This is a genomic window from Methylobacter sp. BlB1 (assembly GCF_015476545.1).
Taxonomy (GTDB): Bacteria; Pseudomonadota; Gammaproteobacteria; order Methylococcales; family Methylomonadaceae; genus Methylobacter.
This window is the reverse complement of the sequence record NZ_JADMKV010000031.1, coordinates 23588-50047: the sequence shown is the minus strand read 5'-3', so window position 1 is coordinate 50047 and position 26460 is coordinate 23588. Positions and strand designations below refer to the sequence as shown.

The 26460-nt window shown below is 50.6% G+C and carries 23 protein-coding genes; 9 read left to right on the top strand and 14 right to left on the bottom strand.

Annotated features, from left to right (window positions below; all coding sequences use genetic code 11):
• Positions 1-196 precede the first annotated feature (196 nt).
• From IT781_RS12935 to IT781_RS12910, 6 genes are all read right to left on the bottom strand, one after another.
• Positions 197-1510, bottom strand: coding sequence for an APC family permease (locus IT781_RS12935; protein ID WP_194970580.1), 1314 nt, complete (start codon positions 1508-1510; stop codon positions 197-199).
• A gap of 309 nt (positions 1511-1819) precedes the next feature.
• A complete protein-coding gene (locus IT781_RS12930; protein ID WP_194970579.1) occupies positions 1820-2116 on the bottom strand; it encodes a hypothetical protein in 297 nt (98 codons plus the stop codon).
• Positions 2117-2219: 103 nt separating this feature from the next.
• Entirely contained in the window at positions 2220-2375 is a 156-nt protein-coding gene (locus IT781_RS12925) for an IS1 family transposase (RefSeq protein ID WP_370526998.1), read from the bottom strand.
• Between the two features lie 108 nt (positions 2376-2483).
• Complete coding sequence (locus tag IT781_RS12920) at positions 2484-4196, bottom strand: proline--tRNA ligase (RefSeq protein WP_194970577.1); 1713 nt, start codon at positions 4194-4196, stop codon at positions 2484-2486.
• A 173-nt stretch (positions 4197-4369) separates the two neighbouring features.
• The gene (locus IT781_RS12915; protein ID WP_194970576.1) at positions 4370-5167 is read right to left on the bottom strand and encodes a cytochrome c; all 798 of its coding nucleotides are present in this window, start codon (positions 5165-5167) and stop codon (positions 4370-4372) included.
• Positions 5168-5244: 77 nt separating this feature from the next.
• Complete coding sequence (locus tag IT781_RS12910; protein ID WP_194970575.1) at positions 5245-7875, bottom strand: ATP-binding protein; 2631 nt, start codon at positions 7873-7875, stop codon at positions 5245-5247.
• A gap of 210 nt (positions 7876-8085) precedes the next feature.
• On the opposite strand from IT781_RS12910, the gene IT781_RS12905 reads away from it, so the two are divergent.
• Positions 8086-9702, top strand: coding sequence for an NAD(P)/FAD-dependent oxidoreductase (locus tag IT781_RS12905; protein ID WP_194970574.1), 1617 nt, complete (start codon positions 8086-8088; stop codon positions 9700-9702).
• Between the two features lie 50 nt (positions 9703-9752).
• On the opposite strand, the gene bamE is transcribed toward IT781_RS12905, so the two are convergent.
• The gene (bamE, locus tag IT781_RS12900; RefSeq protein ID WP_194970573.1) at positions 9753-10109 is read right to left on the bottom strand and encodes an outer membrane protein assembly factor BamE; all 357 of its coding nucleotides are present in this window, start codon (positions 10107-10109) and stop codon (positions 9753-9755) included.
• Between the two features lie 343 nt (positions 10110-10452).
• Between bamE and mtgA the strand changes: the two genes are divergently transcribed.
• The 3 genes from mtgA to cysN all read left to right on the top strand — a co-directional run bounded on the left by mtgA (position 10453) and on the right by cysN (position 13878).
• Complete coding sequence (gene mtgA, locus IT781_RS12895; RefSeq protein ID WP_228779132.1) at positions 10453-11151, top strand: monofunctional biosynthetic peptidoglycan transglycosylase; 699 nt, start codon at positions 10453-10455, stop codon at positions 11149-11151.
• A gap of 141 nt (positions 11152-11292) precedes the next feature.
• Positions 11293-12201 (top strand): sulfate adenylyltransferase subunit CysD, encoded by a 909-nt coding sequence (gene cysD, locus IT781_RS12890; RefSeq protein ID WP_194970571.1) that lies wholly within the window; start codon positions 11293-11295, stop codon positions 12199-12201.
• 48 nt (positions 12202-12249) lie between these two features.
• The gene (gene cysN / locus IT781_RS12885; RefSeq protein ID WP_194970570.1) at positions 12250-13878 is read left to right on the top strand and encodes a sulfate adenylyltransferase subunit CysN; all 1629 of its coding nucleotides are present in this window, start codon (positions 12250-12252) and stop codon (positions 13876-13878) included.
• A gap of 98 nt (positions 13879-13976) precedes the next feature.
• Here cysN and lon read toward each other — a convergent pair whose 3' ends face one another.
• Both lon and IT781_RS12875 read right to left on the bottom strand, forming a co-directional pair.
• A complete protein-coding gene (gene lon / locus IT781_RS12880; RefSeq protein ID WP_194970569.1) occupies positions 13977-16418 on the bottom strand; it encodes an endopeptidase La in 2442 nt (813 codons plus the stop codon).
• Positions 16419-16424: 6 nt separating this feature from the next.
• Positions 16425-16829 (bottom strand): Hsp20/alpha crystallin family protein, encoded by a 405-nt coding sequence (locus IT781_RS12875; protein WP_194970568.1) that lies wholly within the window; start codon positions 16827-16829, stop codon positions 16425-16427.
• Between the two features lie 333 nt (positions 16830-17162).
• Here IT781_RS12875 and IT781_RS12870 point away from each other — a divergent pair, with 333 nt between their 5' ends.
• Genes IT781_RS12870 through IT781_RS12860 form a run of 3 tightly spaced genes read left to right on the top strand, consistent with a single transcriptional unit; the run spans position 17163 to position 19760 of the window.
• On the top strand, positions 17163-17582 hold the full coding sequence (locus IT781_RS12870; protein WP_194970567.1) for an archease: 420 nt from the start codon (positions 17163-17165) through the stop codon (positions 17580-17582).
• Positions 17583-17591: 9 nt separating this feature from the next.
• Positions 17592-19022, top strand: coding sequence for an RtcB family protein (locus IT781_RS12865; RefSeq protein WP_194970566.1), 1431 nt, complete (start codon positions 17592-17594; stop codon positions 19020-19022).
• Between the two features lie 3 nt (positions 19023-19025).
• Positions 19026-19760: a DUF72 domain-containing protein gene (locus IT781_RS12860; protein ID WP_194970565.1), complete on the top strand. Its 735-nt coding sequence runs from the start codon at positions 19026-19028 to the stop codon at positions 19758-19760.
• 59 nt (positions 19761-19819) lie between these two features.
• Here IT781_RS12860 and IT781_RS12855 read toward each other — a convergent pair whose 3' ends face one another.
• Positions 19820-20521 (bottom strand): protein-L-isoaspartate(D-aspartate) O-methyltransferase, encoded by a 702-nt coding sequence (locus tag IT781_RS12855; RefSeq protein WP_370526997.1) that lies wholly within the window; start codon positions 20519-20521, stop codon positions 19820-19822.
• Between the two features lie 405 nt (positions 20522-20926).
• Positions 20927-21211 carry a PA3496 family putative envelope integrity protein gene (locus IT781_RS12850; RefSeq protein ID WP_228779131.1) on the bottom strand — a complete coding sequence of 95 codons (285 nt, stop codon included), beginning with the start codon at positions 21209-21211 and terminating at the stop codon, positions 20927-20929.
• Positions 21212-21626: 415 nt separating this feature from the next.
• Here IT781_RS12850 and IT781_RS12845 point away from each other — a divergent pair, with 415 nt between their 5' ends.
• Both IT781_RS12845 and IT781_RS12840 read left to right on the top strand, forming a co-directional pair.
• On the top strand, positions 21627-22889 hold the full coding sequence (locus IT781_RS12845; RefSeq protein WP_194970563.1) for a DUF4010 domain-containing protein: 1263 nt from the start codon (positions 21627-21629) through the stop codon (positions 22887-22889).
• Between the two features lie 18 nt (positions 22890-22907).
• The gene (locus IT781_RS12840; protein WP_370526996.1) at positions 22908-24101 is read left to right on the top strand and encodes an MFS transporter; all 1194 of its coding nucleotides are present in this window, start codon (positions 22908-22910) and stop codon (positions 24099-24101) included.
• 40 nt (positions 24102-24141) lie between these two features.
• On the opposite strand, the gene IT781_RS12835 is transcribed toward IT781_RS12840, so the two are convergent.
• The 3 genes from IT781_RS12835 to IT781_RS12825 are packed head-to-tail and all read right to left on the bottom strand — an operon-like array spanning position 24142 to position 26328.
• Positions 24142-25479 carry a nicotinate phosphoribosyltransferase gene (locus IT781_RS12835; RefSeq protein ID WP_194970562.1) on the bottom strand — a complete coding sequence of 446 codons (1338 nt, stop codon included), beginning with the start codon at positions 25477-25479 and terminating at the stop codon, positions 24142-24144.
• The gene (locus tag IT781_RS12830; protein WP_194970561.1) at positions 25476-26081 is read right to left on the bottom strand and encodes an isochorismatase family protein; all 606 of its coding nucleotides are present in this window, start codon (positions 26079-26081) and stop codon (positions 25476-25478) included. Before IT781_RS12830 ends, IT781_RS12835 begins: the two co-directional genes overlap by 4 nt.
• A complete protein-coding gene (locus tag IT781_RS12825) occupies positions 26056-26328 on the bottom strand; it encodes a hypothetical protein (protein WP_194970560.1) in 273 nt (90 codons plus the stop codon). The genes IT781_RS12830 and IT781_RS12825 overlap by 26 nt, the downstream gene beginning before the upstream one ends.
• Positions 26329-26460 lie beyond the last annotated feature (132 nt).

Below are 26460 nucleotides of genomic sequence, written 5' to 3'. Positions count from 1 at the left end.
AAGAGAAAAAGCTTGCAAAACGGAGGAGTCCATATATGCGCTGAACGCAGTGATGTGCATCGATCGCGAACGATGCGGTTCGTACCTTACCGCATCCTGCCGCGCTTTGCCGAGGGTGATTTAACTCTTTACCTAACCCCCGCCCCGCAACACATAATCCGGTGCAATACGGCTAATGCCTATTGCACCCTGCAAGCTAAAGATCCATCTTTGCAATCGCTTCGGCCGAAGGTTTAACGAAAAAATAAAGCAATCCGATAAAGGCAATGATTCCGCCCGCGATTAAAAGTTCTTCTGATTTGGCTTGCGTCAACATCGCTATACACACCACTAAACCAGCCGCAGGAACAAACGCCGGTACTTCGAAGCGGCCCTTCACTTTGTCTTTTTTCTGTAAGACAATGAGGGCGAGGTTCACGAGCGAAAAACAAATAAGGAGTAAAACACTGGTCGCCCGCGCTAAATCTGAAATGTCTCCGCTCAAGGCTAAAATCAGAAGCACCACGAGCAAGATTAGAATTGCTCGATGCGGAGTTAACCGTTTCGGATGAATATCCGCCAAAAATTTTGGTAGAAGCCCTTGGGATGACATGCCATAAAGAAGGCGCGAACCCATCACGTAGTTTAAAAGTGCGGTGTTCGATACTGCGATGAGCGCAATCAGACTAAAAACCACCGGCGGAAACCAAGGGGCTGCCTTGCCGATCACGTCAACGAGCGGCTGTTTCGATGCCGCCAGCTCCGTTGCAGGGATGACCGAGACTGCGACAATGCTGATCGACATGTAGATGAGGGACGAAATTGCCACCGACAGAAGTAGGCCCTTTGGCAATGTCCGCTCAGGTTCGACAACTTCCTCACTCACGTTCAGCATATCCTCAAAGCCCACAAAAGAGTAAAAGGTAAGAACGGCTCCGCCTAGAAGAATAGGAATCGAGAGATCGCCGATTGGATTTTGCACCGTAGTCGCATCGAGATAATTGACGCTGCCAACGAAACTTAACCCCATTAAAATAATAAAAAGGAGACCGCAGATTTCAATTGCGGCTAGAAAACTATTGGTCCAAATCGTTTCCCGAATACCCATAAAAATAATAATGGCTAAAGAGAGCGCTAATCCAATAATAATAACGGGCTCTGAAAATAGAGGGAAAAGTCCTGAAAAATAGCCGGCAAAAACTCGGCACGCGGTAGCCATCGAAGTAAGACCGGACGCAAGTACCGCAAGGCCCACGACATAAGCCAAGAAATGACTCCCGAAAGCTTTATGCGTAATGTAAGCGGCGCCCCCGGCACGCGGGTAGCGCGAGCTTAACGATGCATAAGAAAGCCCAGTAAGCGAGGCGGCGGTCATGCTCACCATAAAAGCCACCCAGACTGCGTTGCCCATGAGGCCTGCGGCTTTCCCGACCAATCCATATATGCCCGCCCCCAAAATATCGCCCACTCCATAAAGAACGAGCGGCCACAAAGTAATATGTTTTTTTAAGCTCGCTTTATGGGTTGCCATTTTTTCATGGTTCCTACTGTAAACCTGAATTTCGCAGTTGAAGCAGTTTCAAGGATTATCTTTTTTGTCTAATGTTCAAAATAGTGCCATAGCCCGGGTATTTCTTGGAACCATAAAGAGCTCGTAGGATGCGCTGAACGCAGGGATGCGCATCAATCGCGAACAATGAGGTTCGTATCTCACCGCATCCTACCCGCTGGGGCTAGATATCCCCGGTTATCCGATTAGACGGTTTTTTTAAACATCAAGGGTGTCTGCCTTCAATTGATTGTAAGCTCATATTATCGTATTGACAGATCATTTTATTAATTATCGTTCAACCATTTCACTGACATAGTATTTCAAAAACAGTGTCATATTTTTGGGCTTTTCAGTTGGATAATCCAAATCAGATTGAACTTCGATTAAGAATGAGCCAATTCCCACGATAAATATTAATGCACTACCAAGCAAAATCCCCAGCCATTGAGATTTAAAATATCGATTCACTAAATACAGGCTGGTTGCTGCTGTGATGTAAAGGACAATGAGTAGTATGGGTGCTACAAAGAAAACCAAAAAACTATTATTGGCCGCCATATTAACTCCGATGTCGTAGTATTTCATATACATGCTCATGAGACTTAGAGATAGCAAGGCGACAGGAAAGGGCAGCAGGAAATATAAAATTTTGCCTATTGAAAAAATCGGTGATGGGTTAAATCTGTAATTAGGCATGAATATCCACGCCAAACTCAACCTTGTTAATCAGCAATCCGATAACCGTATCATGCAGGACTTCCAACTTCGAAAAGCCGATGGTTTTTCGTGCCAGTCGCTTAACCCACGTTCTGAAATTCAAATTTTTAATTACCCAACTATAGATTTGGCCGTAAATAATTTCCCGGTTTTCGGGTGCAATAGTGTGTAAGGGCGAATGAATTCGCCCTTACATGATTCATCGACAAATCGAAAAGTTATTTTTAACCCAATCCTATCTATTCAGCTTGGCTTTTAAAAAGTCGATAATTTCCGTAGACGGAATTTCCTGGCTGTCCTGCTCTGTTCTGGCCTTATATTCGACCGTGCCCGTATCCAGGCCGCGATCGCCGACGACGATGCGGTGCGGGATGCCGATCAGCTCCATGTCCGAGAACATGAAACCGGCGCGGACTTTACGGTCGTCGAACAACACCTCAATGCCGGCCGCCTGTAAGTCCTGATACAGCTTTTCGGAGGCTTCCTTCAGACGCTCGGATTTATGCATGTTCATGGGGCAGAGCGCCACCTGGAACGGCGCCAGGCTGTCCGGCCAGATAATGCCCTTGTCGTCGTGATTTTGCTCGATGGCCGCCGCCACCACGCGTGAAATGCCGATGCCGTAGCAGCCCATGATCATGGTCTGGTTTTTACCGGCCTCATTGATGATGTCGGCTTTCATTGCAGCGCTGTATTTGATGCCCAACTGGAAGATGTGGCCGACTTCAATGCCGCGCGCCAGCGTGATCGTACCCTTGCCGTCCGGGCTGGGATCGCCTTCGATGACCGTGCGCAGGTCCTCGATTGCGGGCACCGGCAGATCGCGCTCCCAGTTGACGCCTTGATAATGCTTGCCGTCCTGGTTGGCGCCACAGACGAAATCTGACATCAGGACCGCGCTGCGATCAGCTATGATTTTTATATCCAGACCTATCGGGCCGATGGAACCGGGCTTGCATCGGCAGGCACTGCTGACTTCCTCATCGCTGGCAAAGCTCAGCGGTGCGGCAATGCCGTCAATTTTTTCGGCCTTGATCACGTTCAGTTCGTGATCGCCTCTTAACAGCAAGGCAACCAGTGTACCCTCTTCTTCGCCTCTCACTATCAAGGTTTTCAGGCACTGCTGCGGCGAAATGTTTAAAAAGCGGCTGACTTCTTCAATGCTGTGCTGATCGGGCGTATCAACCAGCGTCAATGCGGCGGCCGGCTGGGCGCGCGATCCTGCCGGCATGACGGCTTCGGCCTTTTCAACATTGGCCGCGTAGTCGCTCTCGGTCGAGAAGGCGATGGCGTCCTCGCCGGAATCGGCCAGCACATGGAATTCATGCGAGACAGCGCCGCCGATTGAGCCGGAATCGGCAATCACGGCGCGGAACTTCAAGCCGAAACGATTGAAAATATTGGTGTAAGCCTTATACATGACATCGTAGGTTTCCTGCAGCGAAGCCTGGTCAAGATGGAATGAGTAGGCATCCTTCATGACGAATTCGCGTGAGCGCATAACGCCGAAGCGCGGGCGGATTTCGTCGCGGAATTTGGTCTGCACCTGATAATAAGTAATGGGCAATTGCTTGTAGCTTTTGATTTCGTTGCGCGCCAGATCGGTGATGATTTCCTCATGCGTAGGCCCCAGGCAGAAATCGCGGTCGTGGCGATCTTTCATGCGCGCCAGTTCCGGGCCGTACTGCTCCCAGCGTCCGGTCTCCTGCCATAATTCGGCCGGTTGCAGCGCCGGCATCAGAACCTCCAGCGCGCCGGCTTTTTCCATTTCCTCACGCGTGATTCTTTCCACTTTGCGTAATACCCGCAACCCCAACGGCAGCCAGGTATAAAGCCCGGCGGCCAGTTTGCGGATAAGTCCGGCGCGCATCATCAGCTGATGGCTGGCGATTTCGGCATCGGCCGGGGTTTCTTTAATGGTATTGAGTGGAAATTGAGTAGTACGCATTCTGTTCTTGAACGATGAAAATTGAAAACTGCTATTTTACAGAGTTAATACGGGTTTAGTCATCCCGTTATCTCGGCGCTTGCCTGCCTGATCATAAAAAACGGATATGCTGCTGAAATGGCCATCTCCTGCCAGCATAGCAAGAGGAGGACATTTCTTGTGCACCCCATCATTTATTGCGTTTTTTCCAGCCTCATTTGTTTCAGGTACTGCACGATATTCTGGGCCTCATCTGGCGTGATAAGGCTCTCAAACGAAGGCATTTTCGTGCCGGCCCTATAGGCAGTCGCATTGCGTATGAACCCAGGCAGCTCCTGCTCCTTAAAATACTCGGTAACGTTTTTCGGCACATTCAGTTCCGGACCGACCTCGCCCCCGGCAAGATTCACCGAATGGCAGCGAATGCAGTAGCGGCTGAACAATTTAAAGCCGTTATTGATCCGGTCATCAGCCTTGGCGGGCGCAGCGGCACCGAAATAGGTCTTGGCAGGTTGCAATGACAGCGAAACCAGTTGAAATGGCCAGGGATAGCGCCACTCATCCAGTCCTTTTTTCGGCCAAACCAGATAAAATGGCGCCGGCGTGACAGTTTGCTTGCCGAATTTAAATTCCTGCCATTTTTGGGGCTCGGCGGCGTTGTCCTTGAAAGCAATAAATCCCTGCTCGGCCATGGCATCCTGATAAGCCATGGACACGTTATAGCCATCGGCGGCTGTAAATACGACCACCAGTTCATCTGCTTTCAAAGAAGGCGGTACGGGAATTTTTTTCAGGATTTCCGAGAGCGGATAAGCCTCGTATTCCTTAGCTGATTTATAGACAGGATCATGGTCGATTTTTACCGTTTCCGGTTTGGGCAACTGTGCGAGATCGGCCTTGAGCAGATTGAAATTCGGCCAGTCCGCAGCCGGGCTTAATTGGGGCAGTAATAGCAGCACTGCCAAACTGAGCAATTGTCTTATGCGTGTCATGTTAGGGTCTCTTTCTGTCTTTATTAACAAGTTTTTCTGGCAAATGACCTGGTTGTTAAATCTTATCGCAGGGCTTTTTATGTTTTCCCTATACCAGGCAAAACCGAGTTTTTCTTAACCGGCTTAGGATCACCAGCAGTGATTTTTTCTTCTTGGCGCACGCTCATTAATATTCTTATCAATTTGCTTTCATCAAGCGGCTTGGTTAAATAAAAATCAAACCCGGCATTCAATGCTTCCATTATCTTATGGTCATCGGCATAGGCGCTGATAGCGGCGATTTTTAACGGATTGTGCCGGCTTCTTATAATTTTCACCAATTCCAGGCCGGTCATGACCGGCATATTGATATCTATAAGCGCCACCTGATAGTCTCGTTCGCCGATTAATTGCAACGCATCCTGGCCGTTTATGGCTGAATCGACGACACAGCCATACTGCTCAAGCATATTGGCCAGCAATAGCAAATTAATCTCGCTGTCATCGGCAATCAATACGCGTGTGGCAGTATTTCTCTCGGTTGAGACCTGTTTCTGAGGGATTGCGTCATACTGATTTCTGGCACTGATCGGCAGCGGCAGTGAAACTGAAAAAATACTGCCTTTGCCGAGCTGACTGGTGACGGTGATATCGCCGCCCATAAAATCGACCAGTTCGCGGGTAATGGCCAAGCCGAGGCCCACCCCGTCCCTGACAAAATCAGAGGCATTGATCTGCACAAAAGGTGAAAAAATCTGTTCCAGATCCTTTTGGGCAATTCCGCAGCCTGTATCGCCGACGGAAACGATCAAATTGCCGTTATAGTAGCTTGACGTGATGCTCACGCTGCCGTAATCAGTATATTTGATGGCATTGCTGAGCAAATTGACAAGAATTTGCCGGATACGCGTTTCATCCCCTTTCAAATACCGGTGCGTGACTTCATTGTTGACGATTAAAACCAGATTTTTTTCATCGGCTTGCAATTTGAAAACTTCAACCAGATTGGACAGCAGGTGTTCGAAGTCAAAATTCCCGATATCGATTTTAATTTTATTGGACTCAATCGCTGAAATATCGAGAATATCGGTAATCAGCGTCAGAAGATTATCGCTGCATTGCTTGATGATATTGACGTGCTTTTTAACGTCCTCAGGGAGTGAGGATCTCTTCTGCAACAGTTGCGTAAAACCCAGTATGCCGTTCAACGGCGTGCGCAACTCATGACTGATATTGGCCAGAAACTGATTTTTGGCATTATTGGCCGTTTCGGCGGCATTTTTCGCCTGCAGTAGCGCCGCTGTGCGTTCCTCGATGATGGATTCCGTCCGAAAATAACGCCCCGTCAGCATCAAAAGGCCGATGCCGAGTAAGCTGGCAAACAGCAAACCACTGAATAAAACCCACCATATCGGCCAGCAAATGCGAGAATTTTCCAAAACCAAATCATGGTAAAAACTCAATCGCCATTGTTGATCAGCGACTGAGAATGCGTATTGTTCGGAAGCTTTAACCTGCTGCTCTCCAGCATTGGAATAAATGATCTTTTTCTGATTCTCTGCGCCTTTAGAAGTACTGATAGTCAAGAAACTGCCTGTTGTATTCAATTCATTGAACGATTCACGCACCAGTTCATCAATCGAAATACTGGTTACAATGGCTCCCCGTAGCAGCTTTTCATTGTCTTTTGCTTTGTTAAAAACAGGCGTCACCAGTTTAACCTTATCACCATCGACCAAGAGGTATCCAAATTCGGACGAGGTAAAATCACCTTTTAGCAGGTGGCTGGGATTGGCCGGAAATACCGAATCAGTGTTTGGAAAGCCGGTTATTCGCTTGTTAAGTATGGAAGTGAATTCAATATTGCCGACGCCTGCCGACATATGGCTTATCCATGTCAGCGATTCTATCTCTTTAAAAGGAGACAATGCCTGCTTGGTAAACATTGCGAATTCCTGATTTTCAACATTATCGGAACCCGCAAAAAAGCTCCGGACACTGTTAATGGCATGCAGATCGCCATGAATACGTTTTTTTAAGGCTTGCGATAAGGTAATGACCTGATTTTTGAAATTTACCTGAAGCTGCTGCTGATCGACCTCTCGCACATATGAGAAGAATACAACAACTAATGTGATCGCAATGACAAGCGGTACGCCTACTGTAATCAGGCGCTTGCGCCATATATGTTCAGGCTGGGCGAAGACAATCAGCGTCAACGGCGTGAATACCAATACTCCCATGGTATCGCCGACCCACCAACTGACCCAATTGATGGGAATTTCAGATGCCGAAATGATGCCCGCTAGGCTCATGGCGATCATGGCTATGGTTGACGGTAACAGACAACTTAAGGGGCCGCCAAGCAACATGAAAAGCAGAATGCTTTTATCTTCAACCAACAGATTTGGAAAACCGACAAAACGTTTTATCAGATAAGTGCCGGCAACGGCGCAGGACACTGCCCCTAAGCCGGTTACCGCATAAATAAGCAGCGATTCTTCCCTGAAACCGAAAGCCCAGGCGCTGATGCAGAAATTGCCTATAAATATACCAGGCCAAATCCGCTTGCCCAGCAGGAGCATTGCCGCCAGAGAAATGCCGGAAGGCGGCCACAGCGCGCCGGCATTACTGGGCGGAACTTTAAGCATTTGGCCCAGTAAGCCAGAGGCAAAGTAGGCGCCGGCAATAAGCCCGATTAATAACAGATATTTTGATAGACGGATCATTGCAAAACCGAAGGTCATGTTCTGGTTATTATCAACGTAAATATGGTTTTGTTTGCACTATGCCTTATTTTTTTAAAAAGCATAACTGAATAAAAAGCGCCTAAATAGCTACTAACAAGAAAACGGCCATTAAGGTAAAATAGTCCTATCCCATCACATTGACCCGCAATATACAAGGACCTCTTACAGAGGCATCCTGGAATAAACTACATGTTGAGAATCACTGAACTTAAACTCCCTCTCGATCATCCGGAAAGCATGATCAAAACCGCTATTCTCGATCGACTTGGCCTCAGCGCAGAACATTTGATCAATTATAGAATATTTCGCCGCGGTATTGATGCTCGCAATCGGGATTCGATTTTTCTTATTTATACCCTCGATGTTGAAGCCGACAATGAGCAAGCCTTACTGAAGCGCCTGCGCGACGATCCGCATATCGCCTTAACGCCGGACACAACTTATCGCTTTGTTGCCCATGCGCCCAAGGATCTGCCGTCTCGCCCCGTCGTGATCGGTACCGGGCCCTGCGGACTGTTTGCGGCTTTGATTCTGGCCCAGATGGGTTTTCGGCCCATTCTTCTGGAGCGCGGCAAAGAGGTGCGCGAACGTACTAAAGATACTTTCGGCCTTTGGCGCAAAAGCGTGTTCAATCCCGAGTCGAACGTGCAATTCGGAGAAGGCGGCGCCGGCACTTTTTCCGACGGCAAACTCCACACCCAAATCAAAGACCCCAATCATTACGGCCGCAAGGTGCTGACCGAGTTTGTCAAAGCCGGCGCACCTGCTGAAATTCTCTACCTCAGCAAGCCGCACATCGGTACGTTCAAGCTGGTGTCGATGGTGGAACAGATACGCGCAACCATCGAGTCATTGGGCGGCGAGATACGCTTCCAAAGCCGCGTGGACGACATCGACATCGACAACGGTCAGGTGCGCGGCGTCGTACTCGCCAATGGCGAAACGATTCGTTGCGATCACGTCGTGCTGGCCGTCGGCCACAGTGCACGGGATACCTTCAAAATGCTTTATGACCGCGGCGTTTACATTGAAGCCAAGCCCTTTTCCATCGGCTTTCGCATAGAACATCCTCAATCGTTGATCGATACCTGCCGTTTCGGCAAAAATGCGGGCCATCCGCTACTGGGTGCTGCCGATTACAAACTGGTCCATCATTGCCGCAATGGGCGCTCTGTTTACAGCTTCTGCATGTGTCCCGGCGGCACGGTGGTAGCTGCCACATCCGAGACGGGCCATGTGGTGACCAATGGCATGAGCCAATATTCGCGCAACGAGCGCAATGCCAACAGCGGCATTGTCGCCGGTATTACGCCGGATGATTATCCGGGCCACCCTTTAGCCGGCATCGAGTTCCAGCGCCGCTTGGAAGCCCATGCCTTTGAACTGGGCGGCAAGACCTATGAAGCGCCAGGACAACTGGTAGGCGACTTCCTGGCCAAGCGTCCCTCGGTTGCGCTGGGTTCCGTGCAGCCCTCCTATACGCCGGGCGTGCACTTATGCGATCTGAGTTCTGCCCTGCCCGATTACGCGATAGAAGCGATACGCGAAGCCATTCCGGCATTTGATAAAAAAATAAAAGGGTTTGCTATGCACGATGCCGTACTGACCGGCGTTGAAACGCGAACATCATCCCCTGTGCGCATCAAGCGCAACGCCGACTATCAAAGCCTGAATACCAGAGGACTGTATCCGGCCGGGGAAGGTGCGGGCTATGCGGGCGGCATTCTTTCCGCGGCCGTGGATGGCATCAAGGTAGCCGAAGCAGTGGCCTTGGAGATAGTCCGGGACCAGGAAAGGATGGCTTAAAAAACGGTCGGAGACAGGGTGCGAGCAATATATGAGGCACCCTGTTTGGATTATTTTGATCGTTTGGTCGTGTTAAATACAAATGAGGTAACGATACCGCGCTTGTCAAACCGAATAAGCAGATCTTCCGTGCTGGCATCATCGAACAGGCTGTAGTGATAAATTCCATAAGTCCAGGTTCTCAAGCCATCCTCTATGCCGGTTCTCCAGGGATTGCCGAAAGTGGCGCGCACATCATTCTGAGTGGTTTCGCCAATTTTAATAGTTGAAACCTGACCGGCAGGAAACTCATGGCCGACTGTGGCGCATCCCGCAACAGATGAAAGAAACAGGGCCATAACCAGACCTCTGGCTATTTTCCTCAATGATCCGGAAGAAACCGCTGCATACAAGACGTCAATTTTCATTATTATTTTATTAATCTTAAAATCCATTATCCTGATATTAAAATAAATATCTGTCAAATTTGCTGTTTATTTATGCGAATAAATGCATGTTTTTGATATATTCTGGCGTTATAAAAATATATAAGTTTATTGCGTAAGCTTGGTTTTAATTTAAACTTTGCCAATAAATTGCTCACCCACGGAAAAAATTGTCGCGGAAGAACGCGCCTTATCCTGAAATTTTCCATTTAACCAGACAGTCTCCAAATCATTTTAAATGGCTATTAGGCCCCTATCAGACATAAAAATTTTCAGCAACTTGACCAAAAAATCCCGACACCTGCGAAATAGAGGCTTCCGGTCATTGCCGCTAAGGCTCGTACTGCGAAATACGGCGCTTTATCTGCTGCTGACTTTTCTGGTTACGTCTATCGCACTCTGCGCATTATTGCGCTGGTGCCCTGCTCCCACATCGGCATTCATGCTCTACCGGCATTTTGAAGATTTGGCCTATGATCAAACGTTTAAATCCATTGACTATACCTGGGTCAGTTCGGAAAAAATTTCTTCTAACGCTTCGGCAGCCGTGATTGCATCCGAAGATCAGCGTTTTTTCCAGCATTCCGGATTTGATCTGGATTCCATACAGTCTTCAATTGATGTCTATATGGAAGGCGGCAAACTGAGAGGGGCGAGCACCATTTCCCAGCAGGTGGCTAAAAATTTATTCCTGAGTCCTTCAAAAAGTTTTTTGCGCAAAGGACTGGAAGTCTGGTTTACGATATTGATCGAAATAATGTGGACTAAAGAGCGGATATTGGTCATGTATTTGAATATCGCTGAATTCGGCGATCATTTGTTCGGCATAGAAGCCGCCAGCCGCCACTATTTCGGCATCCCAGCGAAACAACTCAGCCGCGCTCAGGCCGCGCTCCTGGCGGCCACACTGCCTAATCCGATTATACTGCACGCAAACCGCCCTTCTAACTATGTACTCAAACGGCAACACTGGATTCTTCGGCAAATGCAAAATCTTGGCTACCGTCACATCAAAAACCGGTAACGATATCAACCATAGCTGGCGCAATACAATAAATTTCAAGCAAATCTGGCATTAACTGCCTGATCAAATTAGAATAGAAGGTTTCTTATTGAGTTGTCTCAATAACTATACCGTGGTATTCCCATTCCTGACGGATTATTAATGACTGATTATAAACTGACCCATCTCAAACAGCTGGAAGCTGAAAGTATTCATATTATTCGTGAAGTAGCCGCCGAATTTGAACGCCCGGTGATGTTGTATTCTATCGGCAAGGATTCCGCCGTCATGTTGCATCTGACCATGAAGGCTTTTTATCCCGGCAAGCCCCCTTTCCCTTTGATGCATGTCGATACGACCTGGAAATTCAAGGAAATGATTGAATTTCGCGACCGCATGGTTAAAGAACTCGGTCTTGAATTGCTGGTCCATGTCAACCAGGACGGTGTCGACCAGGGTATCGGGCCATTTACTCATGGCAGCAAGAAGCACACCGACGTCATGAAAACCGAAGGACTCAAGCAGGCACTGAACAAATACCGCTTTGATGCCGCCTTTGGCGGCGCCCGGCGCGACGAAGAAAAATCCCGCGCGAAAGAACGCGTTTATTCTTTCCGGGATAAAAATCATCGCTGGGACCCTAAAAACCAGCGTCCGGAATTATGGAACATCTATAACGGCAGAATCGATAAAGGCGAAAGTATCCGCGTATTCCCGCTTTCCAACTGGACCGAGCTGGATATCTGGCAATACATTCATCTGGAAAACATCCCGATCGTGCCCTTGTATTTCGCCAAGGAACGCCCCGTTGTCAATAAGGACGGCATGCTGATCATGGTCGACGACGACCGTATGCCGATCGGCTCGGACGACAAAGTGGAAATGAAAATGGTGCGCTTCCGCACCTTGGGCTGCTACCCGCTGACAGGCGCTGTTGAATCAACCGCGACTACGCTGCCTGAAATCATTCAGGAAATGCTATTGACCACAACCTCTGAACGCCAGGGACGCCTGATCGACCACGATCAGGCCGGTTCCATGGAGCAGAAAAAGCGCGAAGGGTATTTTTAATATTGCCCGCCACTGCAACCAATAACAGGAATTCAGAGAAACAATACTATGTCACACCAATCAGATTTAATCAGTACCGATATCAATGCTTATCTGGCGCAGCATGAGCGCAAGGAATTGCTGCGCTTCCTGACTTGCGGCAATGTCGACGACGGCAAAAGCACACTGATCGGCCGCCTGCTGCATGACTCCAAGATGATCTATGAAGATCAATTGGCCGCGGTTCAGGCCGACAGCGCCAAATCCGGCACCACGGGCGCTGGCAAGATCGATCTGGCTTTGCTGGTTGACGGCTTGCAGGCGGAACGTGAACAGGGCATTACCATTGATGTCGCTTACCGCTACTTCTCCACCGCCACGCGCAAGTTCATCATTGCCGACACACCGGGGCATGAGCAGTACACGCGCAACATGGCCACAGGCGCCTCGACCTGCGATCTGGCCGTCATCCTGATCGACGCGCGCTACGGCGTGCAGACCCAGACCAAGCGCCACAGCTTTATCGCTTCCCTGCTGGGCATCAGGCACATCATCGTCGCAGTCAACAAAATGGACCTGGTCGACTACAGCGAAGAAACCTTCAATAAAATCAAGGCCGACTATCTGGCGTTTACTCAATCGCTGGATCTGCACGATATTACCTTTATCCCGCTGTCGGCGCTGGACGGCGACAACGTGGTCAACCGCAGCGACAATATGCCCTGGTTTACCGGCGTACCGATGATGGAAGCGCTGAACACCATTGAAATCGCCAACGACCGCAATTTCGACGATGCACGCTTCCCCGTGCAGTATGTCAACCGCCCCAACCTCGACTTCCGCGGTTTCTGCGGCACGGTAGCATCGGGCGTTTTCCGCAAGGGCGACCGCATTACTGCCTTGCCGTCAGGTAAAAGCAGCAAAATCAAGGCCATCGTGACTTATGATGGCGAGCTTGATCAGGCTTTTCCGCCAATGGCCGTAACCCTGACGCTGGAAGACGAAATCGACATCAGCCGCGGCGACATGATTGTCGGCGCTGAAAAAACGCCTGCCACGGTTGCGGATAAATTCAAGGCGAGCATCGTCTGGATGGCCGAGCAGGCCATGACGCCGGGCCGCCAGTACATCATCAAGCTGGCCACGCGCAGCGTGCCCGGCTCCATCTCGATGATTCACCACCGCATCGATGTCAATACGCTGGAACACCATGACGCCAACGAATTGAAACTCAACGAGATCGGCTCCTGCACGGTTTCAGTCAACGCGCCCGTAGTATTCGATCCCTACAAACGCGTTAAAGGCAGCGGCTCGTTCATTATCATCGACCGGCTGACCAACGGCACGGTGGGTGCCGGCATGATCACCGGCCATACGGAAGATGAAGTTCAACAGCCGGTCAGCGCGGCGGAACGGGCGGCCCGGTTCAGCCAGACAGCAACGGCTATCGCCTTAACTGGCGCCAATGGCAAGGAAGCGGCTTATCAACTGGAAAGAAGGCTATTCGATACCGGGCATGCCACGACCATTCTGGAAAACGAGGAGGCTGCACCGCTCATTCAGGCCGTCAAAAATGCCGGATTGATCTGTTTATGCGTGAACAGCAAAGCAGAACTGTCGGATATGGCTTTCGACAGCGATAAAGCGTCTATTGATGATATTTACGCCGCATTAAAAGCTCAGAAAATCATTTATTGATCATGCACAACCGTAGGGTACGCACCGCGTACCGTTCTTCTGCTACCGTCTCATCAGAACTTTGAGAAGGTACACAATGCGTACCCTACAGCTGCCTATCATGTAGGTTCAGGATTACTCCGGCCCGTCTTTTCAACCGCAACCTCCAGCGCATCATCCACTGTCTCCAGCCAGACAAACTCAAGCTGATCCCGGACCGCTTGCGGTATTTCCTCAAAATCTCTTTTATTGCGCGCCGGCAGCATGACCGTTTTGATGCCGGCGCGCGCTGCGGCAATGACTTTTTCCTTGATGCCGCCGACTGGCAGAACCAACCCGCGCAAACTGATTTCACCGGTCATCGCCACGTCCTTTTGCACGATTTGTTCGGAAAATGCCGAGTACAACGCCACGAATATGGCCACGCCGGCGCTGGGCCCATCCTTAGGAATGGCGCCTGCGGGCACATGCACATGAATATCGGTTTTTTTAAACAGCTCCTCGCCCAAACCAAATTCAGCCGCCCGGAATTTGACCAGACTCAATGCGGCCTGGGCGCTTTCTTTCATCACCTCGCCCAGTTGTCCGGTCAGAATCAGTTTTCCGGTGCCGGGAATGCGGGTCGCTTCGATAAAAAGGATGTCGCCGCCTACCGGCGTCCAGGCAAGTCCTGTCGCAACGCCCGGCACGCTGATGCGCATGGCCACATCGCTTTCAAATTTTCTCGGCCCCAAAATGGCCGGAATCTGCTCGGCATCGATCACTTCCTGAGCCACCTTGCCTTCGGCAATATCCATGGCGACATGACGGAACACGGCGCCTATTTCGCGTTCCAGATTCCGGCAGCCGGCTTCGCGCGTGTAGTCCTGGATGATAGTCCGTATGGCCTGATCGGTAATGGCGCATTGCTCGGGCTTTAAGCCGTTCGCTTCCAGCTGCCTGCCGACCAGATAACGCTTGGCGATCTGCTCCTTTTCATCAGCCGTATAACCCGACAGCTCTATCACTTCCATGCGATCGCGCAAGGGAATGGGTATACTGTCCAGAACATTGGCCGTTCCGATAAACATGACATGGCTCAAGTCAAACGGGACCGCCAGGTAATTATCGCGGAAAGTCGAATTTTGTTCCGGGTCCAGCACTTCCAGCAATGCTGCGGAAGGATCACCCTGAAAGCCCGCGCCGATCTTATCCATTTCATCGAGCATAAACACCGGATTGTTGATGCCTGCTTTACGGATCGACTGAATGATAATGCCCGGCAGCGCCCCCAGATAAGTCCGCCGGTGCCCTCTTATCTCGGCTTCATCATGCAGGCCGCCTAAACTGGTGCGTACGAATTCGCGCCCGGTAGCGCGGGCAATACTGCGCCCTAGAGAAGTTTTGCCGACGCCCGGAGGCCCTACAAAACAAAGGATAGGGCTCTTGCCTTCAGGATTCAGCTTGCGCACGGCCAAATATTCCAGAATGCGCTGCTTGATCTTTTCCAGACCATAATGATCTTCATTCAGAATTTCGCGAGCCCTGTTGATATCGATATCCCCTGTGCTGGAAACCGACCAGGGTATTTCCACCAGCCAGTCCAGGTAGGTGCGCAGCATTGAATACTCGCCGGCGGCTTCCGGCATTTGCTTCAGGCGATTCAATTCCTTGCGGGCATGTTTTTCCACTTCTTCAGGCATTTTCGCTGCTGCGATGGCGTTGCTGATCTCTTCAACCTCGACCGCGCCTTCCTCACCCTCGCCCAACTCCTTCTGTATGGCTTTCAGTTGCTCTCTCAGGACAAACTCGCGTTGGCGCTGCCCCATTGTTTCCTGAGTCTGCTCGTTGATTTGATGGGAAAGTTTTAAGACTTCAATCCGGTAATTGAGCATCTCCAGGATTTTATCGATGCGTTTCTGCACGTCGAACAGTCCTAATATCTGCTGTTTCTCGTCGGATTTCGTGATCAGATAACTGGAAATCAGATCCGCCAGCATAGGAGCCGAATTGATCAATTGAATGGCGCTGACCAGTTCATCGGGTACTTGTTTTGACAAATTAAGCACTTCCAGTGCTTTATGTTTAAGGGTTACGACGCGCGCATCGATATCTTTAGTGGTTTCATCAGATTCCTGATGAGCCTCCCAGCGCGCCACAAGGAAAGGATAGCCCGGCAGGAATTCCTTCACCCGAAAACGCTGAATGCCCTGGCAGACGATATGATGGTTGCCGTCAGGCGCAGTCAGATAGCGCAGTATCTCCGCCACAGTGCCGACTGTGTAAAGGTCTTCGGGCGCAGGATCTTCATCCTTGTCGTCGCGGCGCAGCAGCAATCCGATCGGCCTCTCGGAACGAACCGCATACTGCACGGCGGCAATCGATTGTTTACGGCCAATCACTAACGGCAGGACGACCTGGGGGAAAAGTACGGTGCCGAGCATGGGCACGATAATCAGAGCATCACTCGGAACGGATAGGTTGGACGAATCACCCTGAGCCTGTTGGATTGTTGCCGAAGAATCCTCTTCAGATTCTCCCTTCGAGCCCAGAATTAAATCTTTAAGGTCCTTGATCCGCATAAGAAGTCATCCTATTTTCCGCAGTATAATCAACAGACAACCGTTCAGGAATTCATGCCCACCTAGATTAAAGCGCCCTTCCGGAAGTTCAATGCTCCGCTCAAACCGACCGTATGGAATCTCCAGCCGCTGAATCTCTGCCCCGACGTCTACAGGCAAATAGCGCCGTCCGCTCACGATTAATTGACCATCCTCAAGCGATACACTGATATGCTCCGGCTGCACTCCCGGCAACGCGACTATAATTGTGAATTCATCCAAGGTTTCATAAATATCAATCGGCGGCTCCCAGGCCGGACGTCTGGCGCGCAACGCGGCGGGCCTGAAAAACTGCCGGTGCAGTCGTTCAGCTCGTTCCAGCACTTCGCAGGCTTCGGCCCACATGGAAAGTTCAAAATTGCGTAATGGCATAATGTCTTATCAGATTGTCGGTTATAGGCATCGTGAAGCCAAACAGCGTGATACTGGCATGTTTCACTTAAGATATGACAGAAGGACTGGCTCAGAAGCTCAATCTGAAAAATAATCTATTCCCCTGCTGACATCAATTTTCAAGATTGTAGATTTGACTCAAGGCATTCGTATGCTTTGAAGCGCCTGAATCAAATTGTTTTCAGTTATATCTGATATATAACAGGATGGTAATCAGTATCAATACTTAGGTAAGCCTCTGTATATCCGGACATTATTTTTCGTCGTAACATTAATATTTTCGACAATTACCGACGAAAGCAAAAGAAATCCATGGCGCCTTATTGGGAACATTTTGCACACGAAGCCGATATGGGCATACGCGGCATCGCGCCGACGCTCGAACAGGCATTTGAACAGGCTGCGCTGGCCATGACGGCAGTCATCACCGATCCCGCTGAGGTTCTGCCTTCCGAAGCGATCCCGATTCACTGCCAAGAGCCCGACAGCGAGTATCTGTTTCTGGACTGGATCAACGAACTGATTTACGCCATGGCCGTTCGCGGCCTGTTGTTCAGCCGGTTTCAGGTGTCCATCAATAACGGAGAATTGACGGCGACGGCCTTCGGGGAAGCCGTTGATCGGGGAAAACACCAGCCTGCCGTGGAAATCAAAGGCGCAACACTGACCGAACTGCATGTTTATCAGCAACCGGACGGCCTATGGGTTGCCCAATGCGTCGTCGACGTTTAAAGGATACTCATGGATACTTCTCAATTCATACAACGCGATGAAACCTGCTGGGAAATTCCGGCTCAAGGCCCCATGCGCGTTCCGGCCATTATTTATGCCGATGAAAAGCTGCTGCGCGACATGGACCAGAAAGTCCATGAACAAATCGCCAACGTGGCCTCATTGCCTGGCATCGTCGAAGCGGCCTATGCAATGCCTGATGCGCACTGGGGCTACGGCTTCCCTATCGGCGGCGTCGCCGCCTTCGACCCGGCACTGGGCGGCGTGGTTTCCGCCGGCGGCGTTGGCTTTGATATTTCCTGCGGCGTACGCACTTTGCTGACCGGCCTTGATATGGCCGATCTACAGCCACACAAGCAGCAGTTGGCGGATGAGCTGTATCGCACCGTCCCGGCAGGTGTCGGCAGCACGGGGCGCATCCACCTGAATCATGACGAAATGATCGCCATGCTGAAAGGCGGCGCCTTATGGGCCGTTGAGCGGGGATTCGGCGTCGCTCGGGATCTGGAATTCATCGAGGAACGCGGCTGCATGGCTGGCGCCGAGCCCCAATATGTGTCTGCCAAAGCGCGGGAGCGGCAAAAAGACGAGATGGGCACATTAGGCTCCGGCAATCATTATCTCGAAGTGCAACGGGTCGTTGATATTTACGATCAATCTCTAGCCAATGTTTTTCGCCTGAAACCCGATGCTATCGTCATCACCATTCATTGCGGTTCCAGAGGGCTGGGTCATCAAATCGGCACCGAGTTTCTGAAAGATATGGCCATGGCGGCGTCTCAATACCATATTACATTGCCTGACCGCGAACTGGCCTGCGCGCCGCTGGATTCGCCGCTGGGAAAACACTATCTGGGGGCCATGCGCGCCGGCATCAACTGCGCCCTGGCCAATCGCCAGATCATTACGCACTTGACCCGCAAAGCCGTGGAGTCGGTATTTCCCGGCCTCCATATCGATTTGTTATACGATGTCTCGCACAACACCTGCAAACTGGAGCCCCATACCCTCAATGGGCAGAAAAGAAATCTGTTCGTTCATCGCAAAGGCGCCACCCGGGCTTTCGGCCCCGGTCACCCCGACTTGCCGCCAGAGTACCGCCATGTCGGACAACCGGTGCTGATCGGCGGCTCGATGGGAACCAGCTCTTATGTACTCTGCGGCACAAAAGACAGCGAACAACGCTCATTCAGTTCGGCCTGTCACGGCGCAGGCCGGGCCATGAGCCGTCACCAAGCGACCCATCAATGGCACGGCCGGGCATTGGTTGATGAACTGGCAAACCAGGGCATCATTATCCGCAGCGCCTCGATGCGCGGCGTCGCCGAGGAAGCGCCGCTGGCTTATAAAGACGTCCATGCAGTGATCGATGTGGCTGACAGGGCCGGCCTAGCGAAAAAAGTAGCCAGGCTGGAGCCTGTCATTTGCGTGAAGGGTTGATGTGTGTCGCGATTTTATGTAGGCACCAGCGGCTGGAATTATCCGGACTGGCAGGATGGTTTCTATGCAGGCATTATTCGCAGGGATCGGTTAAAGTTCTATGCGCAACAATTCCCTGCCGTGGAAATCAACGGGACTTTTTATCGTTTGCAAAGTCCCGACACTTTCCAAAAATGGGCCCAGGAAACGCCGGAAAACTTCAGGTTTGCTATCAAAGCCAACCGCTATCTGACTCATCACAAGAAACTAATGGATCCGGCCGCATCGGTATTGATTGAAAAAAATCACGCCGAAGCACTGAAAGAAAAACTGGCCGTCGTACTATGGCAGCTGCCCGGCCTGGTCAAAAAAGACCTGGTCAAGCTGCAGCAGTTTATCGCCGCTCTGCTGCAATGGAAGAATGTTCGCCATACTGTGGAGTTCAGGCACGCCTCCTGGTTCGATGACGAAACAGCGCACTATCTGGCTGAAGCCGGCATTGCCGTTTGCCTATCCGATGCCGAAGCTTGGCCTATGTGGGATCGCGTTACTACGGATCTGGTTTACATTCGCCTGCATGGCCATACGCAAACCTACGTGTCCAGTTACAGCGAGCCTGAATTGGCGCAATGGGCTGAGCGCATAGAGCAGTGGCTGAAGCAGGACAAGCAGGTGCATGTTTATTTCGACAATACGGCTCAGGGCGCCGCACCCCACAATGCGCTTGAGTTGCAGAAATTGCTTCAAGATAAGATGTAGGGTACGCACCGCGTACCTTTTGCGATTTAATTCACTATAGATGGTACGCGGTGCGTACCCTACATTGGATTTTGCCTGTCTGATTTATGGGACGTGCCAGAGCGCGGCACTTCGACTAACGGTACGAAAGCGACGTCAAGAATTTCCCGAGTTTCGATTTTCCCATCCGGTTTTTTCTCCACAACCATCAGCTCCTGAGCGCTGTAAGGCTGGCCCAAAGGGATGACCAAACGGGCGCCTGTTCGCAATTGATCAATCAGGGCTTGAGGGATATGCGGCGCCGCGGCGGTGACTATGATGCCGTCATAAGGCGCATGCTCCGACCAACCCAGGTTTCCGTCACCGGTCCGGATCTCTACATTATCGTAGCCCAGCTCACGCAGATGGGCGCGCGCCATTGTCGCCAGATCCTCAATGACTTCAATGCTGTAGACCTGCCTGACCAATTCGGAAAGAATGGCGGCCTGATAGCCCGAGCCTGTACCAATTTCCAGCACAATGTCGGAGGGTTTGGTATTCAATAAGTCGCTCATCAAGGCGACAATATAGGGCTGTGATATCGTCTGCCCAAAACCTATCGGTACGGGGCCATTCTGGTAGGCGTACTCGCGCAAGGCATCGGGTATGAATTTGTGCCTTGGCACATGCCTTATGGCGGCCATGACACGATCGCTCAATGCTGCCTTGCCGATCATATTGCGGGTTAACTTGACCTCCCATTCAATATCCGACAGCATTTGCTGCATCTCTCTCATTGTCATGCCCTCGCTATTTTACTCATCAATGCAATCGCCGATGTCGGTTCATAGCGTCCTGCCAGCAGCCCTGTTGAGAGGGAATATTGCGCCATCCAGGTCATTTTAAGCTGTATCTTGACAAGAATGGCGCAGCTTATGCACCGGCTATCGAAATCTGAAATAACAAAGACGCTTATACCGCATTATTGAAAGCCACATAATTGGAATGACTACTTATGCGATCATCTTAGATTCAGTAGTTTTTGATGGAGAGAAACAATTCAAAAAACGGCTTATGAGAAATGCAATTTCAAGGTGATCTGGTTATAGAAAGCAATTTCCCTTGATCAGGGAAATTTGCAAGGCATAGAGAATTTCGTTTTTAGTGTTCAGGAGCAGACTAAGTTAATTTGCCTTATGCAGTAACGGTTAAAAATCGAAATCAAGGTCAAAATCATCAAACTCGCCTAGCTGTTCTTTCAATCTTTTTTTCTCCCAATACATTTCAATTTTTCTTCGCGCGGCCATCTTCTTGGCTACCTTGTCATTTTCTGCCGGCATCATGATGTAATCTTCGCTTAAATCGAAATCTTCGATATCAAGGTCAATTTCACCTTTGGCGTCACTACTACTAGCCTCGGGTTCGGGCGCAGATTGATCCTGGGCGGCGTCCTCTAAAAGAGCTTTATCTGATTCAGCTTGAGATGCTTTCATATTCATTTTTCAATCGACCATAAAAAAATTGTTATTCAGTGTCTGCAACAATGCTTGAAGCGCAAAATTATACAAACATCATGTTAAAAATGTTACTCGACCAGGAGCCGATCATTGCAGTCTGAGGCAATGACTCAATGCGATATAAACATAACGTAACTGAAGACTCTGAGGTACTTACGTTCGAGTGGCGGTACTTATATCGCATTTGTGCGCGCAACATAATTAGTAAATGTACTTAAGTCAATACCCTTCTCTTTATCTTCAAGGCGCAAATGAACAGATGCGTTATTAAATCTCATAAAGAGCAATATGGAAATAAAAAAATGTCCGGTGATAGATGCCTGTCAATCGGAGTCCAATATTTCAAGACCCGGTACCATCTTGACCGCAATAGCTGCTCAAGGATCAGATCATGGAATTTCCAGATGCCATTCCTCCCCTCTTGATTAAGTTTGCCCTGACTGTGGCATTCTCTTTTGTAGTCGGCCTGGAATTTCGCCGTTATCAGCGCATGAATCAGTATAAATTCCATTTTGGCAGCACGCGGACTTTTGTTCTGATCGGCTTGTTGGGATTCATTCTGTATACCATCGATGCCACGCATGTCTTGTTCGGCTACGGCCTGCTTCTGCTCGGAAGCATGCTGCTGATCTATTACTGGCGGTTATCCTTGAAAGGGATGCTGTCGCTGTTCAGTGCTTTGCTTGCGCTGCTGATTTATCTGACAGGGCCTATCGTCAGCCTTTTCCCCAGCTGGTTTCTGATACTTTTTATCGTCTTGCTGATTTTAATGCTCGGCGAGAAGCCGTTGATCCATCGTATTTCCGATAAACTGGCCAATGAGGAAATCGTAACGCTGGCCAAATTCCTGATCATTTCCGGCGTCATTCTGCCGCTGCTGCCCAACGAGCCCATCGCACCGATGATGCCCGTTACTTATGACAAGGTCTGGCTGGCGGTAATCATCGTGTCCGGATTCTCTTACTTAAGCTACCTAATCAATACTTATTTTTTCAAGAGCCGCAGCCTGATGATAACCGGCATTTTGAGCGGTCTTTATTCCAGCACCGTCGCCACCGTTGTTATCGGACGCCGCGCTCATCATCTGGCGGAGGCCGCTCCTTTTGTCTCATCAGCGCTGATTATGGCAACGGCCATGATGTATATCCGGCTGCTGGCCATTATTTTTCTTTTTGCCCCTGCTGCCGGCCAGCGCCTGCTGGCTCCGTTTCTTGCAGCCATTCTGTTGTCTATCTGCACAGTTTTCACCTTGTTCCGCTTCAAGGATGATTTATCGCAGCCCTCCGCTGCGGGCACTATTGAGCATCCGCTGGAGTTATCGACCGCCATTGTGTTCGCATTGTCGTTTATGATGTTTGCCGCCATCACGCAATACGTAACCAGCAACTATGGCGGCCGCGGGCTGAATTTTCTGGCTATCGTTGTCGGTTTTACCGATATCGATCCTTTTATTCTGTCGCTGCTGAGCGGCGAATTCACCGTATCCGCTTCGGCCATTGTTTCCGCCGTGATACTGGCCAGCGGCAGCAATAATCTGCTGAAGGCGATTTATGCTGTCGTGCTTGCCCGCAACCGCTCGGTTACGGCAGCGGCGGCCTGGCTGGTATTTTTATTTGTGGCATCGATTTTATATGCGTTTAAGATCAATGCCTGATGGGACAAGGATAGATTTGTGTTTATAAGAAAATCATCAAAAATCCCGCGCACCGTCTGGACGCTGGGTTATGTCAGCCTGTTCATGGATTTGTCTTCAGAACTGGTACACAGCATATTGCCGGTGTTTCTGGTTACTGTGCTGGGCGCAAATGCATTGACCGTCGGCTTTATCGAAGGCATTGCCGAGGCGACTGCGCTGATCGTCAAAATATTTTCAGGCGCGTTAAGTGATTTTTTCGGCCGCCGGAAATGGCTTATCCTGGCCGGTTATGGCATGGCGGCGCTTACCAAACCCTTGTTTCCTCTCGCAAGTTCCGTGGAAACGGTCTTTACGGCGCGATTCCTGGACAGAATCGGCAAGGGCGTTCGGGGCGCTCCGCGCGATGCCCTGATTGCCGATGTGGCGCCCTCAGACATTCGCGGCGCCTGTTTTGGTCTTCGCCAATCCATGGACACAGTGGGCGCGTTTCTCGGCCCTCTTGCAGCCATAGTGTTGCTGTATCTTTACCACGACGACATGAAGGCGGCATTGTGGTTTGCCGTTGTGCCTGCGGCAATCACGATTGTTTTAATTATGGCCGGCGTAAAGGAACCCGTTGCAAAAGCTAGGCCGCACCCACTCCGCTCGCCTTTGCGGCTGGCTTTTCTTAAGGATTTCTCCAGACACTACTGGTGGATTGTCGTCATAGGCGCCGTCTTTACGCTGGCCCGGTTCAGCGAGGCTTTTCTGATATTGCGGGCCGAGCAAACAGGCCTGTCCGTCACCTGGATTCCCATGGTCATGGTCGTGATGAGCCTGTTCTATGCCGTGTCGGCTTATCCTGCCGGGGTTTTATCGGACCATGTGAACAAGAAGTACTTGCTGGCCGCAGGTCTCGTTTTGCTGGCTTTGGCTGATTTAGCGCTAGCCCGGGCCCATTCGGCTCTGGTCGTCATGTGCGGCGTCGCTTTATGGGGGCTGCACATGGGATTTACGCAAGGCATTCTGGCGACCATGATTGCTGCTGCCACGCCCCAAGATTTGAAAGGCACGGCATTCGGGCTATTCAATTTCGTAACCGGTCTGTTTATGCTGCTGGCCAGCGTCATTGCCGGCTGGTTATGGGACCGTTATGGCGCGGATATGACATTCTATGCCGGTGCAGCGTTTTCGATGCTGGCATTGTTGCTGCTGATGTTTCATAAAAGCTATAAGCGGGCAACACCTTAAGCCCGAAACAATGTTCAGCTTTATCGTATAGGAAGGTGAATTAAAAGAGGGTCTGTTCATCCACGCTTTTCGCCAGTGCGTGCAGTTCGGCAGAAATAATTACCGGATACTCGGGTGTGGCAGAAAGTTGGCGTAATGCCTCTGGCAACCGGCTTAATTGTCTTTTGGCATATTCCTTGGATTCCATCAGCGAAGATTGCGGCGTCACGATTCGTCCGGCCTGCATGACCGGTTGCAGTAATGGCTCTCCCGTGCATGGCGCATTTTCAATCGTCACGGTATCGCCGCACATGAAGCCATTGTCATCATAATTACGATAAACCTGTTTACGCCCGGGCCAGGTTGCCTTGCCTTCCGAGCGTTTGCGTCTGGCGATGCCTGCATATTCCTGCAATTTATAGGCGCAGTCGAAATAAGGCGCATCGGCCGAGGTATCCAGATGCGTGCCGATGCCGAAACCGTCTATCGGCGCCTGCTGCGCCGTCAATGCTTCAAGCTTGTATTCATCAACACTGCCGCTGGCAAAAATGGTGGCCTGCTGAAGACCGCCTTGGTCGAGAATCCTTCTGACCTTTTTGGCGTGTTCGGCCAAATCGCCGCTATCGATGCGCACGCCTTTAATTTTTATGCCTTGCGAGCGCAGGATGTCTGCCAGGTCGACGACTTTCTGCGCGGCCGCCTCGGTATCGTAGGTGTCGATCAACAACACGACATTATCCGGATTGGCTTTTGCGAAATCGATAAAGGCCTCGCTTTCGCTGTCGTATGTCTGTACGAAGGAGTGCGCCATCGTGCCGTAAGTCGGAATATCGAAATACATGCCGGCATTCACCGTCGCGGTACCGTCGAAGCCGGCCAGATAACTGGCCCGTGCCGCCAGCAGCGCAGCCTCGCCGCCATGGGCGCGGCGCATGCCGAAATCAACGAGCAGTTTGTCCGGCGCAATCAATACCGAGCGCGCGGCCTTGGAAGCAATCAGGGTCTGGAAATGCAGCAGATTGATGAGCCTGCTTTCGACCAGCTGCGCTTCCGGCAGCGGCGCGGTAATGCGCAAAATCGGCTCATGTGGAAAAAATACGGTGCCTTCGGGCATTGCATGCACATCGCCGGTAAATCTGAAGGCGGCGAGCCGATCGAGCACAGCCGGCTTGAACTGTCCGGTACTGGCGAGCCAGTCAATTTCATTTGAGGAGAATTGCAGTTCCTGGAGATAAATCAAAGCCTGGGCAAGCCCTGCCGCGACCATATAGCCGCGGGCCTTGGGCAGTTTCCGGACAAAAAGCTCGAAGACCGCGGGCGCTTCCCTGTTCTGTTCATAATAACCCTGCAGCATGGTCAACTGATAGAGATCAGTCAGCAATGCACTGCCGGAGATCATGGAATCATGGACAAGGTAATGAGTTTAGCGCCCTTTTGAATCATTTCGTCGATGGCCTTTTGACCATCCTGGGGCTGAACATTAATGGCCCGCACGGCATCGGTCAGCAAGAAGACTGGATAGTTCAGAGCCAGCGCATCGCGCACTGTATTCAAAACGCAATAATCGGTAGCAAGCCCGCCGACGAACAAACGTCTGGCGCCGACACTGTCGAGCTGCTGTTTGCAGACAGGCGTTTCGAAGGCCGAATAGCCGTCGCGCTCAACTTCAGTTCCTGCCGAGATAATCTGTACGGACGCCGGAAGATGCAGGGCGGCCGAGAATTCCGCGCCCTTAGTGCCGATAACGCAGTGCTCAGGCCACGGTCCGCCCTGTTCAATAAAGGAACTGTGATTTTTCGGATGCCAATCGCGCGTTGCGAATATGGGCAGCCCACGCCGGGCAAATCGCTCAATGTAACCGTTCAGGGCCGGTATCACCTGCTCCCCGCCAGGCACCGGCAGGCTGCCGCCAGGCAAAAAATCGTTTTGCAGATCCACTATGACCAGGGCATCGCCTTCAGCCAAACTGATTTTTTCATATCCGCTGTATGTGCTGGTCATAAATCACCGGCGGCGACACCATGGCCTCAGCAGAGCGATTAGGTTGGACATGGCAACCATCGCAATTACCCGAACCGGGCATATCAAAAGTTCTATCGTCAATCAGATTAACATTTTGAGGCATGTTCGTCCGGGCTTGCGTAACGGCTTCAGGCGCGTCGACACTAAAGGCGTCAACACCAAATTTGACAGTCAGGATTCCCCCAAATAACAGCAGAACGGATAAAACGATTTTTTTTATATTCATAATCGATCGATTTGGTTTGTGGCTTTATCAGTAGAGTTAACAAAGTAAAAATGCCAATGAATTTTTCTAGCCATGATAACGCCCGTCACTGTTCTGTCCCTGGGTGAGATTAGAATCCTGAAAACTCATTTT

Bases quoted from the DNA above. Each gene is read 5' to 3' on its own strand.
- IT781_RS12935 (WP_194970580.1), bottom strand. From the start codon at position 1,510: ATGGCAACCCATAAAGCGAGCTTAAAAAAACATATTACTTTGTGGCCG.
- IT781_RS12930 (WP_194970579.1), bottom strand. From the start codon at position 2,116: ATGAAATACTACGACATCGGAGTTAATATGGCGGCCAATAATAGTTTT.
- IT781_RS12920 (WP_194970577.1), bottom strand. From the start codon at position 4,196: ATGCGTACTACTCAATTTCCACTCAATACCATTAAAGAAACCCCGGCC.
- IT781_RS12915 (WP_194970576.1), bottom strand. From the start codon at position 5,167: ATGACACGCATAAGACAATTGCTCAGTTTGGCAGTGCTGCTATTACTG.
- IT781_RS12910 (WP_194970575.1), bottom strand. From the start codon at position 7,875: ATGATCCGTCTATCAAAATATCTGTTATTAATCGGGCTTATTGCCGGC.
- IT781_RS12905 (WP_194970574.1), top strand. From the start codon at position 8,086: ATGTTGAGAATCACTGAACTTAAACTCCCTCTCGATCATCCGGAAAGC.
- bamE (WP_194970573.1), bottom strand. From the start codon at position 10,109: ATGAAAATTGACGTCTTGTATGCAGCGGTTTCTTCCGGATCATTGAGG.
- cysD (WP_194970571.1), top strand. From the start codon at position 11,293: ATGACTGATTATAAACTGACCCATCTCAAACAGCTGGAAGCTGAAAGT.
- cysN (WP_194970570.1), top strand. From the start codon at position 12,250: ATGTCACACCAATCAGATTTAATCAGTACCGATATCAATGCTTATCTG.
- lon (WP_194970569.1), bottom strand. From the start codon at position 16,418: ATGCGGATCAAGGACCTTAAAGATTTAATTCTGGGCTCGAAGGGAGAA.
- IT781_RS12875 (WP_194970568.1), bottom strand. From the start codon at position 16,829: ATGCCATTACGCAATTTTGAACTTTCCATGTGGGCCGAAGCCTGCGAA.
- IT781_RS12870 (WP_194970567.1), top strand. From the start codon at position 17,163: ATGGCGCCTTATTGGGAACATTTTGCACACGAAGCCGATATGGGCATA.
- IT781_RS12865 (WP_194970566.1), top strand. From the start codon at position 17,592: ATGGATACTTCTCAATTCATACAACGCGATGAAACCTGCTGGGAAATT.
- IT781_RS12855 (WP_370526997.1), bottom strand. From the start codon at position 20,521: ATGACAATGAGAGAGATGCAGCAAATGCTGTCGGATATTGAATGGGAG.
- IT781_RS12850 (WP_228779131.1), bottom strand. From the start codon at position 21,211: ATGAAAGCATCTCAAGCTGAATCAGATAAAGCTCTTTTAGAGGACGCC.
- IT781_RS12845 (WP_194970563.1), top strand. From the start codon at position 21,627: ATGGAATTTCCAGATGCCATTCCTCCCCTCTTGATTAAGTTTGCCCTG.
- IT781_RS12835 (WP_194970562.1), bottom strand. From the start codon at position 25,479: ATGATCTCCGGCAGTGCATTGCTGACTGATCTCTATCAGTTGACCATG.
- IT781_RS12830 (WP_194970561.1), bottom strand. From the start codon at position 26,081: ATGACCAGCACATACAGCGGATATGAAAAAATCAGTTTGGCTGAAGGC.
- IT781_RS12825 (WP_194970560.1), bottom strand. From the start codon at position 26,328: ATGAATATAAAAAAAATCGTTTTATCCGTTCTGCTGTTATTTGGGGGA.